Origin of the sequence: Nocardia sp. NPDC052316 (assembly GCF_044547795.1) — a bacterium.
GTDB lineage: Bacteria > Actinomycetota > Actinomycetes > Mycobacteriales > Mycobacteriaceae > Nocardia.
Genome location: NZ_JBIUBB010000004.1, coordinates 605,790 through 618,156, shown reverse-complemented (window position 1 = coordinate 618,156; position 12,367 = coordinate 605,790). Strand labels below are relative to the sequence as shown.

Below are 12,367 nucleotides of genomic sequence, written 5' to 3'. Positions count from 1 at the left end.
GTCTTATGCAACTCCGAAGAAGCTCTGAGCCTTCCGCACGGCCGCGACCAGTGCGTCGACCTCGTCGAGGGTGTTGTATGCGGCGAACGAGGCACGAGCGGTGGCCGGCACGCCCAATCGGCGCATCAGCGGCCACGCACAGTGGTGGCCGACGCGCACCGCGACACCTTCGTCGTCGAGAATCTGCCCGACGTCGTGGGCGTGAATCCCGTCCACCACGAACGACACCGCGCCACCGCGGTCCACGTTGTCGGTGGGCCCGACGATCCGAACGCCGTCGATCGCACCCAAACCGGCGAGCGCGGCCTCGACCAGTGTGTGTTCGTGGTCCGCGACGACTTGCATGCCGAGCGCTTGGAGATACCGCACGGCCGCACCGAGCCCGACCACCTGCGAGGTCATCGGCACGCCGGCCTCGAACCGCTGCGGCGGGGCGGCGTAGGTGCTGCCCTCCATGGTGACGGTCTCGATCATCGAGCCACCGGTGATGAACGGCGGCGTCTCCGCGAGGATCGCGCGACGGCCGTACAGCACGCCGACACCGGACGGGCCGAACATCTTGTGTCCGGAGAAGGCGGCGAAATCGACGCCGAGCGCACGGAAGTCCACCGGCATGTGCGGCACCGACTGGCAGGCGTCGAGCACGGTCAGCGCGCCGACCGCCGTTGCGCGGCGCACGATTTCGGCGACATCGGTAATCGCGCCGGTCACGTTGGACTGGTGAGTGAACGCGACAACTTTTGTGGCAGGCGACAATTCGAGCGAGTCGAGGTCGATCCGGCCGTCGTCGGTCACGCCGTACCACTTGAGCGTCGCGCCGGTGCGGCGCGCGAGCTCCTGCCACGGAACGAGGTTCGCGTGGTGTTCGAGCTCGGTGATGACGATCTCGTCGCCCGGGCCCACGTGGTACGGGAACCGGTCGTCGGCGAACGAGTAGGTCACCAGGTTCAGCGACTCGGTCGCGTTTTTGGTGAACACGATCTCGTCGGCGTCCACCCCGACGAACCGGCCGATGACGGCGCGCGCGTCCTCGTAGGCGTCGGTCGCCTCCTCGGCGAGCTGGTGCGCGCCGCGGTGTACCGCCGAGTTGTGCGTGGTCAGGAACTCGCGTTCCGCGTCGAGCACGGCGAGGGGTCGCTGCGAGGTGGCGCCGGAGTCCAGGTACACCAACGGTTTCCCGTCCCGAACCGTGCGGCTCAGGATCGGGAAGTCGGCCCGGACGCGGGCCACGTCGAGTGCGGGGACCGTGGCGGTCATAGTCAGGCTCCTGCGGTCGCAGACTGAGTGAAACGGACGTAGCCGTTGGCGTCGAGTTCGTCGGCGAGCTCCGAGCCGCCCTCGGCGACGATGCGGCCCGCTACGAAGACGTGCACGAATTCCGGCTGGATGTAGCGCAGGATGCGGGTGTAGTGCGTGATCAGCAGCACGCCACCGTTCTCCCGCTCCTTGTAGCGGTTCACACCCCCGGAGACGATGCGCAGCGCGTCGACGTCCAGCCCGGAGTCGGTCTCGTCCAGGATGGCGATCTTCGGCTTGAGCAGGCCGAGCTGCAGGATCTCGTGCCGCTTCTTCTCGCCGCCGGAGAAGCCTTCGTTGACGTTGCGCTCGGCGAAGGCGGGGTCGATCTCCAGCTCGGCCATCGACTCCTTGACTTCCTTGACCCAGTGCCGCAGCTTGGGCGCCTCGCCGCGCACGGCGGTGGCGGCGGTCCGCAGGAAGTTGGAGGTCGAGACGCCGGGGACCTCGACCGGGTACTGCATGGCCAGGAACAGGCCCGCGCGCGCCCGCTCGTCGACCGACATCGCGAGGACGTCCTCGCCGTCAAGGGTGATCGAGCCGGAGGTCACCGTGTACTTGGGGTGGCCGGCGATCGCGTACGACAGGGTCGACTTGCCGGAGCCGTTGGGGCCCATGATGGCGTGCGTCTCACCGGATTTGATGGTGAGGTTCACGCCCTTCAGGATCTTGATGGGCTCGCCGGACTCGTCCGGGTTGGCGACCTCGACGTGCAGGTCCTTGATCTCCAGGGTGGTCATCGAATTCGAGTTCCTTTGTGGGGGTAAGTGATGGGTTCAGACGCCGACAGCGGCGAGTTCGGCCTCGATGGCCGACTCCAGCCGCTCCCGGATCTCCGGGACCGCGATCTTCTGGATGATCTCCTGGAAGAAGCCGCGCACTACGAGGCGTCGCGCCACGTCCTCCGGAATGCCACGGGCACGCAGGTAGAACAGCTGCTCGTCGTCGAAGCGTCCGGTCGCCGAGGCGTGTCCGGCGCCGGCGATCTCGCCGGTCTCGATCTCCAGATTCGGCACCGAGTCGGCGCGGGCGCCGTCGGTGAGCACCAGGTTGCGGTTCACCTCGAAGGTGTCGGTGCCTTCGGCGGCGGCACGGATCAGCACGTCGCCGACCCATACGGTGCGCGCGTCACCCTTCGGGGAGTCCGGATCGCCTTGCAGCGCACCCTTATACAGCACGTTCGACTTGCAGTTCGGCTGCGAGTGGTCGACGAGCAGCCGCTGCTCGAAGTGCTGCCCCGCGTCGGCGAAGTAGAGTCCGAGCAGTTCGGCGTCGCCGCCGGGGCCCGCGTAGCGGACGGTTCCGGTGAGGCGAACCAGGTCGCCGCCGAGGGTGACGGCGATGTGGCGCAGCGTGGCGTCGCGGCCGAGCAGCGCGTGGTGCGCGGTGGCGTTCACCGTGTCGTCGGCCCAGTCCTGGACCGCGACGACGGTGAGCTTCGCGCTGTCCCCGAGCACGAACTCCACGTTCTCGGCGTAGGTTCCGCTGCCGCGCTGGTCGATGACCACGGTGGCGGCGGCGAAGTTGCCGAGCCGGATCTGCAGGTGGCCGTAGGCGGTCTTGCCCTCGCCGGGGCCGGTGACCGTGACGACGACCGGTTCGGCGACCTCGGTCTCCGCGCCAACCGACACCACGGTGGCCGACTCGAAGCCCGAGTACGCCTGCGCCGCAACACGATCCGCGGGCGTGCCCGCGGTCCCGAGGCGTGCGTCGTCGCGCCCGACGGTCTCCACCTGGATACCCTCGACCGAGCTGACCGCTACCGTGGCTTGCCCGTCACGCACCGCGGAACCGTCGTGCAGACCGCGCAAACGGCGCAGCGGCGTGAACCGCCACTCCTCGTCCCGGCCGGATGGAATCTCGAAGGCGTTCACATCGAACGAGGTGAACACCTCGCCCTTGTTGATCGCGGCGCCCGCGCCGGGGTTCTGAATCGGCTTCGAGGGGTTCTCGCCCTCGACCGCGCCAATGACACCTGTCGCCATCAGCCGACGGCTCCTTCCATCTGCAGCTCGATGAGCCGGTTCAGTTCCAACGCGTACTCCATCGGCAGTTCCTTGGCGATGGGCTCGACGAAGCCGCGCACCACCATGGCCATGGCCTCGTCCTCGGTCATGCCGCGGCTCATCAGGTAGAACAGCTGGTCTTCGGAGACCTTCGAGACGGTCGCCTCGTGCCCCATCGTCACGTCGTCCTCGCGGATGTCGACGTAGGGGTAGGTGTCCGAGCGGCTGATCGTATCGACGAGCAGCGCATCGCATTTCACGGTCGACTTCGAGCCGTGCGCGCCCTTGTTCACCTGAACCAGGCCGCGGTAGGAGGCCCGGCCACCGCCGCGCGCCACCGACTTGCTGATGATGTTCGAGGAGGTGTGCGGCGCCAGGTGCAGCATCTTCGCGCCGGTGTCCTGGTGCTGCCCCTCGCCGGCGAACGCCACCGAGAGCACCTCGCCGCGGGCGTACTCGCCGGTCATCCAGACCGCCGGGTACTTCATGGTGACCTTGGAGCCGATGTTGCCGTCGACCCACTCCATGGTCGCGCCCGCCTCCGCCTTGGCCCGCTTGGTGACCAGGTTGTAGACGTTGTTCGACCAGTTCTGGATGGTGGTGTAGCGGCAGCGGCCGCCCTTCTTCACGATGATCTCGACCACCGCGGAGTGCAGCGAGTCGGACTTGTAGATCGGCGCGGTGCAGCCCTCGACGTAGTGCACGTAGGCGTTCTCGTCGACGATGATCAGGGTCCGCTCGAACTGGCCCATGTTCTCGGTGTTGATCCGGAAGTAGGCCTGCAGCGGAATGTCGACGTGCACGCCCGGCGGCACGTAGATGAACGAGCCACCCGACCATACGGCGGTGTTCAGCGCGGAGAACTTGTTGTCGCCCGCGGGGATCACCGAGCCGAAGTACTGCTGGAAGATCTCCGGGTGCTCCTTCAACGCCGTGTCGGTGTCGAGGAAGATGACGCCCTGCTTCTCCAGATCCTCACGGATGGAGTGGTAGACGACCTCGGACTCGTACTGCGCCGCGACACCGGAGACCAAGCGCTGCTTCTCCGCCTCAGGGATGCCGAGCTTGTCGTAGGTGTTCTTGATGTCTTCGGGCAGGTCGTCCCAGGTGGCTGCCTGCTTCTCGCTGGAGCGCACGAAGTACTTGATGTTGTCGAAGTCGATGCCGTCGAGGTTGGAGCCCCAGTTCGGCATCGGCTTGCGATCGAAGATGCGCAGGGCCTTGAGGCGGATGTCGAGCATCCAGTCCGGCTCACTCTTCTTGGCCGAGATGTCGCGGACAACCGCCTCGGACAGGCCTCGTTGCGCGCTGGCTCCGGCCACATCCGAATCGGCCCAGCCGTAGCCGTATTTACCCAGTGACGCGATGGTCTCTTCCTGAGTGAGCGGCTGCACCTGGTCGGTGGTTGTCGTCATTCGGCACTCCTTCCGGAGTCGTTCGTTCGAATTGCTGCGGGCTGTGCAGCGTTTTCTGGTGAAGTTTTTTTGGTGATCGGTAGTACGAGCAGCGGCACGTGCGTGGTGCACGCGCAGTCGCCGTTGGCGATCGTGGCCAGGCGCTGCACGTGGGTGCCGAGCAGGTCACGGAACGCCTCGAGCTCCGCCTCGCACAACTGCGGGAACTCCTCCGCGACGTGTGCGACCGGGCAGTGGTGCTGGCAGATCTGCACGCCGGTGCCCACCTTGCGGGTGGAGGCGGCGAATCCGGCGTCGGTGAACGCGTCCGCGATCTCCTCGGCCTTGGCCTCGGTGCGCTGCGGCGTGTGCTCCTCGACCGGTGCGATCCCGGCCACGATAGTCCTGGCCCGTTTCCTGGCGAACTCGGTGATGGCCTGTTCGCCGCCGATCTCGCCGAGCTGGCGGATCGCCGCGCCTGCCAGATCGTCGTAGGCGTGACCCAGCTGGCCGCGGCCCGCGGCGGTGAGCTGGTACTGCTTGGCGGGACGACCGCGACCCTTCTGCTGCCACGGCGCGGACCGGCTGGCCCGAGCCTGACCGGAGTCGATCAGGGCGTCGAGGTGGCGCCGCACACCGGCCGGGGCGAGCCCCAGCGTTGTTCCGATGGCCGTCGCGGTGATCGGACCCTCCGCCAGCAGCAGCTGAACGATGGCCGCCCGAGTGTGCCCCTCCGCGACGGTCGTGGACGCAGCAGACGACCCGGTACCGGCCTTACGACCAGCCCTTTCGTCTTCGCTCCGCAAACCCACGGTTTTCACAACATCAGTGTGGCGGAATTCGTTCCCGAAATCTAATAAGGGTGCCCTGAGTTCTCGGGCCTCGTGACCTGCGTAGACCGCCGATCACGGGTGCGGGCCAGCGCGATGCGCGGTGCCGAGATGTTGCGAATCGGGCGTACCTCAGGTCCATATTTAAGCTGAGTCTTCACACGGCCGAAAATATGGCGTCTGACCTGCGGAATCACCGCACACCCCGCGAACGCCGCAGCACGCGAGTAGTTCGCTTCGCACCAACCGGTCCCCGATGGGCCGCACGCTCCGATGATCTTCTCGGCACGCATCAGGTCCAGTGTGTTACATCACATATGTCGATCCGACTATCCCGCCGAACCTTCAGCGGACGGCAACGAGCTTCATCGGCGTCTCCACCAGAGCCGCCACCGCCTCGTCCCAGTTTGCTGTCCGGGTGGTGACCAGCGACGGGTCGAACCGTCCAGCGGCGACCAACTCCAGCACCTCGGGGATCACCGGACGGACATGTGCGCGCCCGGTGTGGAACGTGCAGCAGCGCGAATACATCTGAAAGATCGGCAGCGGCACCTCGGTGAGCTGGACGCTGACGCTGGTGCACCAGCCGTCGTAGGTGGTGGCGTCGATCGCGGCCCGCAGCGCCGTGGCACCGCCCGCGGATTCGACCGTGATCGGGAACCGGCCGACGCGGGCATCGCGTGGACCTTCGATCGCCTCGGCCCCCAACGACTTCGCGATCTCCAACCGCTCGACGGAGTTGTCCAGGTAGACGACCCGGGCAGCGTGCAGCGCGACCGCCAGTCCCGCGGCGTACAAGCCGATGGATGGCGCCGCGGGGCCACCGATGACCAGCACCTCGGCACCGGGATGGTCGGCGAGCTGCGGGCCGACGGCCCGATAACCGTCCGGGATGTTGTCGCTGGCACTGGCGACGGCGACCGGATCGACACCGGGTGGCAGCGGAACGAGCATGGCGTCCGCATGCGGGATCAGCGTGAGGTCGGCCCAGAGCCCGCCCCAGTCCAGGCCGCCGAGCTGGCCGAGCCCGAAGGTGGACAGCGGCGGATGGCTGGTGCAGTTGCCGGTGCGCCCGCGCAGGCAGGCGGCGCATGTGCCGCAGGAGATCTGGAACGGCACCACCACTCGATCGCCCACCGCGACGGCACGCACGTCGTCCCCGATCGCGACCACCTCGGCGACCCCTTCGTGCCCGAAGGGGTACGGGCCGGGCAGCGGAAAGGTGCCGCGGAGCACGGCCGGATCGATATCGCAGGTGGCCAGGGCGATCGGGCGGACCAGCGCCTGATCCGGCTGCGTGAGCACGGGTTCCGGGTGCTCCTCCCAGCGCAGTTCGCCGGGACCGGTCAACATCAGACGCTGCACCCCTCCAGTGTCGATAGAACGTTCTTTCTAGTCAATGCCCGGCGCGGGATTTTGTTGCTCGGCAACGACTTCCGGAATATTTTCGGTCGCCGCCGCCGCGGCCACCACGCTCGCGTCGATGTCCGGTTGCGCGGACTCCACCGCGGGCATGCCCGCGTCGACATCCGACGAACCCGTGCCCGTCGAACCCGTGGTCGTCTTCGGCAGCCCGGCCTCGGTGAAGGTCACCCGGATCAGCCGTTCCATCGCCGCCGCCACCGTGTGCAGCGGCGCGTCCGAGCGCCGCACCCTGGCCAGCATGGTCGCGCCCTCGTACGCGGCGACCACCGTCACGGCCAGTTCCCCCGCCTGCTGGGCGGACAGCCCCAACTCGGCGAGCATGCCTGCGAACGCCTGCTCCATCGCGTCGAAGGCGGTCGCGCAGGCGGCGCGGATCGCCTCGACGTCGCTGGCACCGTCCAGCGCGGGGGTGCCGATCGGGCAGCCGTCGTCCCAGTCCGAGCGCGCCAGTTTGCCAACCATGAAGTCGAACAGGGTTGCCGTGGTGGCGAACACATCGGTCGGCGCCTGCCGGATCATCCGCCCGGCCGCCGTGCCCGTTCCGGTGATGGCGGCGACCGCGATCTCCTCCTTGCCGCCTGGAAAGTGGTGGTAGATAGAGCCGTACGGCAACCCCGCCGCCTCGCTCAACGCCTTGAGACCGAACCCGTGATACCCGTGCTGTGCGAGCAGCCCGCACGCGGCGAGCTCGATCCGCCGCCTGGACTCCGAAACCATATGTCCGATTGTGCCCTCGGTCGGCGACGCTTCCGATCGGAACGAGCAGGCCCGTCTCGGGCTGTGACAGGACCGTGGCGGGTGGCGCACACTACGCTTCGTCTCGTGGCGGTACTGGAGGGCGCGCGGCGCAGAACACTGGCATTCGGGCGCCGAGCACTCGGGTTGGACGCACCGGCCGCCGATCACACGATCGCGGTCCTGCACCAGGACGAATCCGAGGTGCCCGGACTCGACCGCAAAGAGCTGATCCAGCTCGACCGGATCCGGCTGATGGGTGCCACCGGGACGGTGCTGATGGCGATCAGCGCGCTCGGCATCGGCGCGCAGCCGGTGCACCAGAACCCGACCTCGGGTGTCCGGGTGCTCGGCATCTTCGCCCGCGCGCACACCGGCTCGCTCGCCATGTGCATGACCGGCACGGTCGTGGTGGTGCTGGCCTGGCTGCTGCTCGGCCGCTTCGCGGTCGGCGGCTTCGGCGGCGCGCCACGCCACCGGCTCAGCCGCTCCCAGCTCGACCGCACCCTGCTGGTCTGGATCATTCCGCTCAGCGTCGCGCCGCCGCTGTTCAGCAACGACGTGTACTCCTATCTGGCGCAGAGCGAGATCGCGGCTCGCGGCATCGACCCCTATCAGGAGGGGCCGGTCGACGGGCTCGGCATCGACAACGTCTTGACCAACAACGTGCCGACCATCTGGCAGAAAACACCGGCCCCTTACGGTCCGTTGTTCCTATGGATAGGTCGCGGTATCGCCGAACTCACCGGCGACAACATCATTCTCGGTGTCTGGGTGCATCGCGCGCTCGCGATCGCAGGCGTCGCGCTGATCGTGTGGGCGCTGCCGCGGTTGTCCCAGCGCTGCGGGGTCGCGCCGGTGAGCGCGCTGTGGCTCGGCGCGGCCAACCCGCTGGTGCTGTTCCACCTCGTGGGCGGGGTGCACAACGACGCGTTGATGCTCGGCCTGATGCTGGCGGGCATGGAGCTGTGCCTGCGCGCCATCGAGGACATCCATCCGTTCGACGGGCGGGCCTACGCCTGGTTGATCGGCGGAGCCATCCTCATATCGCTGTCGTCGGCGGTCAAACTCACCTCGATTATCGCGCTCGGTTTCGTCGGCATGGCGTTGGCCCGCCGGTGGGGGTTCAGTCTGCGCACCGTCGCCGTGTCCGCCGCGCTACTCGGCGCGATCGCGCTCAGCACAACGCTTTTCATCGGTTCGGTGAGCGGGCTCGGCTTCGGATGGATCCACACCTTGAACGTCGCCAACGCCGTGCGCAGCTGGATGTCGGTGCCGACCGTGCTCGGCATCATCACCGGATTCGGCGGTGTGCTGCTCGGGCTCGGCGACCACACCACCGCACTGCTCAGCATCACCCGGCCGATCGCCGCGGTGGTCGCCGGGTTCCTCGCCCTGCGCATGCTCGTCGCGACCGGCATCGGACGGCTGCACGCGGTCGGCGCGCTCGGTGTCGCGCTCGGCGCCATCGTGCTGCTGTTCCCGGTGGTCCAACCCTGGTATCTGCTGTGGGCGATCGTGCCGCTGGCCGCCTGGGCCACCCGGCCCATCTTCCGCGTTCCCGCCGTGACGTTCTCGGCGATCGTCAGCGTCATCCTCATGCCGCGCGGCGCCGACCTGGAGGTCTTCCAGATCGTCGGCGCCGCCATCGCCACCGTGATCGTCGCCGTGCTGTTCATCGTGATCACCCGTAACAAACTGCCGTGGCGTGGCCAAGAGGGGGTGTCGGCTCCGTCACAGGTGGCTACCTCTTACGGTGTGAGGTCGTGACCGCTACCGGACCTGCCGTTCGCGTCGAGGGTGTCGTCAAGCGCTACGACGAGACCACGGCGGTCGACGGTTTGAGCTTCGATGTCGAACGGGCTCAGGTGCTCGCGCTGCTCGGTCCGAACGGGGCGGGCAAAACCACCACGGTCGAGATGTGCGAGGGGTTCGTGACTCCCGACGCCGGATCGGTGCGGGTGCTCGGCCTGGATCCGATCGCCGACTCCGATCGGCTGCGGCCGCGCATCGGGGTGATGCTGCAGGGCGGTGGCGCGTATCCGGGCGCGAAGGCGGGCGAGATGCTCGATCTGGTCGCCGCCTACTCGGCCGATCCGCTGGATCCGGACTGGTTGTTGCGCACGCTCGGGCTGCAGGACAACCGGGGCACGCCGTATCGCAGGCTCTCCGGTGGCCAGCAGCAGCGGCTCGCGTTGGCGTGCGCGCTGGTCGGCAAGCCCGAGATCGTGTTCTTGGACGAGCCGACCGCCGGGTTGGACGCGCAGGCCCGGCTCATCGTGTGGGAGCTGATCGACGCGTTGCGCCGCGACGGCGTGACCGTTGTGCTCACCACGCACCTGATGGACGAGGCCGAACAGCTCGCCGATCAGTTGGTGATCATCGACCACGGCCGGATCGTCGCCTCCGGCACGCCCGCCGAGGTGACCGCGCACGGCGCGGCCGGGCAGCTACGGTTCTGTGCCCCACCGAAACTCGATCTGGAGCTGCTGAAATCGGCGCTACCGGAAGGCTTCTCGCCACGAGAGACCACACCCGGCACGTATCTGGTCGAGGGCGAGATCAATCCGCAGGTGCTTGCCACGGTGACCGCGTGGTGTGCGCGAGTGAACGTGCTGGCCACCGATATTCGGATCGATCAGCGCAGGCTCGAAGACGTCTTCCTGGAACTCACCGGACGGGATCTACGCGGATGACTCAGCCCGAACCGACCGCCAACCGCTTCACCCCTGGCACCTTCGCGCCCGACCCGCGGCCGAGCTCGCGCGCCGCGATGATGCTCGCGCAGACGCGGCTCGAGCTGATCCTGTTGCTGCGCAACGGGGAACAGCTGCTGCTCACCATGTTCATCCCGATCACGCTGCTGGTCGGCCTGACCCTGTTGCCGTTCGGCGATCTCGGTAACGACCGGGTGGACAAGATCGTGCCCGCGGTGATGATGGTGGCGGTGATGTCGACCGCGTTCACCGGGCAGGCCATCGCCGTCGGCTTCGACCGCCGCTACGGCGCGCTGAAGCGGCTCGGCGCCACCGCGCTCCCCCGCTGGGGCATCATCGCGGGCAAGAGCGCGGCGGTGCTCATCGTCGTTGTGCTGCAAGCGATCCTGCTCGGCGCCATCGGCTTCGCGCTCGGCTGGCGGCCCGAGCCTGCCGGGCTGGCGCTGGGCGCGCTCGTGATCGCGCTCGGCACCGCCACTTTCGCGGCCATGGGCCTGTTGCTCGGTGGCACGTTGAAGGCGGAGGTCGTGCTGGCACTGGCGAACATCCTGTGGTTCGTCATGCTCGGCATCGCCAGCATCGTGTTCGCCTCCGACGATCTGCCCGCCGCGGTGAATGTGCTTGCCCGCCTGGTCCCCTCCGGTGCGCTCGCGGTCGGCCTGGAGGACGCGATGCGCAGCACCGTCGACTGGTTCGGCATCGCCGTGCTCGCCGTGTGGGGCGCGGTTTCGGGCATCCTCGCCGCCCGCTACTTCCGGTTCCAGTAGGACCGCTGCGAACTGACGCGCCGCGAAGCTGCTGAACTACGCGACTATCCCGGCACCGATGACATCCCAGCCGCTTCCGAGCTGCGTACGGCTTCTCGCGCCTCGCCGAGTACTACTGAGCCGTACCAACGACAGCGTGTAGTTGACCGTGCTCTACCATCGTGACGTGCTGTATCGCGCCTTTCTGCGACTCGTCGACAAGCTGCCGCTGCCCTCGCTGCGGGCGCAGCGAATCATCGCCATCGCGGTGATCCTCTCGCAGGCGGGCATCGCGGTCACCGGCGCCGTCGTGCGGGTCACCGCCTCCGGTCTCGGCTGCCCCACCTGGCCGCAGTGCTTCCCGGGCAGCTTCACCCCGATCGGAGTCTCCGAGGTGCCGGTACTGCACCAGACCGTCGAGTTCGGCAACCGGCTGCTCACCTTCGTCGTCTCGCTGTGTGCCGCGCTGATCGTGCTCGCGGTGACCCGCGCCCGGCGCCGCAACGACGTCCTGCGCTACGCGTGGCTGATGCCCGGCGGCACGCTGCTGCAAGGCATCATCGGCGGCATCACCGTGCGCACCGGCCTGCTGTGGTGGACCGTCGCCGTGCACCTGCTGGCGTCGATGCTGATGGTCTGGCTGTCGGTGGTGCTCTACGCGAAGATCAACGAACCCGACGACGGCATCGACGTCGTCCGCGCGCCCGCCCCCCTGCGCTGGCTCACCGGCCTCAGCGCTGTGGCGTTGAGTGGCGTGCTGATCGCAGGCACCCTGGTGACCGCCGCCGGACCGCACGCGGGCGACAAGAGTATCGAGCGTCCGGTCGCGCGCCTGGAGGTCGAGATCGTCACCCTGGTGCACCTGCATTCCCAACTGCTCGTCGGTTACCTGGCGCTGTTGATCGGCTTGGCATTCGGCCTGTTCGCGGTCGGCATCACCCCGCCAATCCGCAAACGCGTATTCGTCCTGCTCGCCATCGTCTGCGCACAGGCCCTGGTCGGCGTCGTCCAGTACTTCACCGACGTCCCCGCCGCCTTGGTCGTCATCCACGTCGGCGGAGCAGCCGCCTGCGTAGCCGCCACCGCCGCCCTCTGGGCCTCGCTGCGCCCCAGGGAAATCCAAACCCCCACATCCCAACCCGCCTGAACCACACCCAGCAAAATCCGCACCCACTCTCGAGATCCGCACTCCTCCCGGGTACCCGTAGCGAGTGCTGA

Annotated in this window: 11 protein-coding genes; 4 read left to right on the top strand and 7 right to left on the bottom strand. The window is 67.9% G+C overall.

Annotation, left to right across the window (positions count from 1 at the left end; genetic code table 11):
• Window positions 1–3 precede the first annotated feature (3 nt).
• The 7 genes from ACIHA7_RS21250 to ACIHA7_RS21220 all read right to left on the bottom strand — a co-directional run bounded on the left by ACIHA7_RS21250 (window position 4) and on the right by ACIHA7_RS21220 (window position 7,668).
• Window positions 4–1,257, bottom strand: a complete 1,254-nt coding sequence (locus ACIHA7_RS21250) for a cysteine desulfurase (RefSeq protein ID WP_397292088.1) — start codon at window positions 1,255–1,257, stop codon at window positions 4–6.
• A gap of 2 nt (window positions 1,258–1,259) precedes the next feature.
• Window positions 1,260–2,036, bottom strand: a complete 777-nt coding sequence (sufC, locus tag ACIHA7_RS21245) for a Fe-S cluster assembly ATPase SufC (RefSeq protein WP_397292086.1) — start codon at window positions 2,034–2,036, stop codon at window positions 1,260–1,262.
• Window positions 2,037–2,072: 36 nt separating this feature from the next.
• Window positions 2,073–3,281: a Fe-S cluster assembly protein SufD gene (gene sufD, locus ACIHA7_RS21240; RefSeq protein WP_397292084.1), complete on the bottom strand. Its 1,209-nt coding sequence runs from the start codon at window positions 3,279–3,281 to the stop codon at window positions 2,073–2,075.
• Window positions 3,281–4,717: a Fe-S cluster assembly protein SufB gene (gene sufB, locus ACIHA7_RS21235; RefSeq protein ID WP_397292082.1), complete on the bottom strand. Its 1,437-nt coding sequence runs from the start codon at window positions 4,715–4,717 to the stop codon at window positions 3,281–3,283. The genes sufD and sufB overlap by 1 nt, the downstream gene beginning before the upstream one ends.
• Window positions 4,714–5,517, bottom strand: a complete 804-nt coding sequence (locus ACIHA7_RS21230; RefSeq protein WP_397292079.1) for a helix-turn-helix transcriptional regulator — start codon at window positions 5,515–5,517, stop codon at window positions 4,714–4,716. Before ACIHA7_RS21230 ends, sufB begins: the two co-directional genes overlap by 4 nt.
• Window positions 5,518–5,871: 354 nt before the next feature.
• Window positions 5,872–6,891 carry a zinc-binding dehydrogenase gene (locus ACIHA7_RS21225; protein WP_397292074.1) on the bottom strand — a complete coding sequence of 340 codons (1,020 nt, stop codon included), beginning with the start codon at window positions 6,889–6,891 and terminating at the stop codon, window positions 5,872–5,874.
• 27 nt (window positions 6,892–6,918) lie between these two features.
• Complete coding sequence (locus tag ACIHA7_RS21220) at window positions 6,919–7,668, bottom strand: TetR/AcrR family transcriptional regulator (RefSeq protein ID WP_397292071.1); 750 nt, start codon at window positions 7,666–7,668, stop codon at window positions 6,919–6,921.
• Window positions 7,669–7,773: 105 nt separating this feature from the next.
• Here ACIHA7_RS21220 and mptB point away from each other — a divergent pair, with 105 nt between their 5' ends.
• From mptB to ACIHA7_RS21200, 4 genes are all read left to right on the top strand, one after another.
• Entirely contained in the window at window positions 7,774–9,456 is a 1,683-nt protein-coding gene (gene mptB / locus ACIHA7_RS21215) for a polyprenol phosphomannose-dependent alpha 1,6 mannosyltransferase MptB (RefSeq protein WP_397292067.1), read from the top strand.
• Complete coding sequence (locus ACIHA7_RS21210; protein WP_397292064.1) at window positions 9,453–10,382, top strand: ABC transporter ATP-binding protein; 930 nt, start codon at window positions 9,453–9,455, stop codon at window positions 10,380–10,382. Before mptB ends, ACIHA7_RS21210 begins: the two co-directional genes overlap by 4 nt.
• The gene (locus tag ACIHA7_RS21205) at window positions 10,379–11,170 is read left to right on the top strand and encodes an ABC transporter permease (protein WP_397292060.1); all 792 of its coding nucleotides are present in this window, start codon (window positions 10,379–10,381) and stop codon (window positions 11,168–11,170) included. Before ACIHA7_RS21210 ends, ACIHA7_RS21205 begins: the two co-directional genes overlap by 4 nt.
• 166 nt (window positions 11,171–11,336) lie before the next feature.
• Window positions 11,337–12,296 carry a heme A synthase gene (locus ACIHA7_RS21200; protein WP_397292056.1) on the top strand — a complete coding sequence of 320 codons (960 nt, stop codon included), beginning with the start codon at window positions 11,337–11,339 and terminating at the stop codon, window positions 12,294–12,296.
• The last annotated feature ends 71 nt before the right edge of the window (window positions 12,297–12,367 follow it).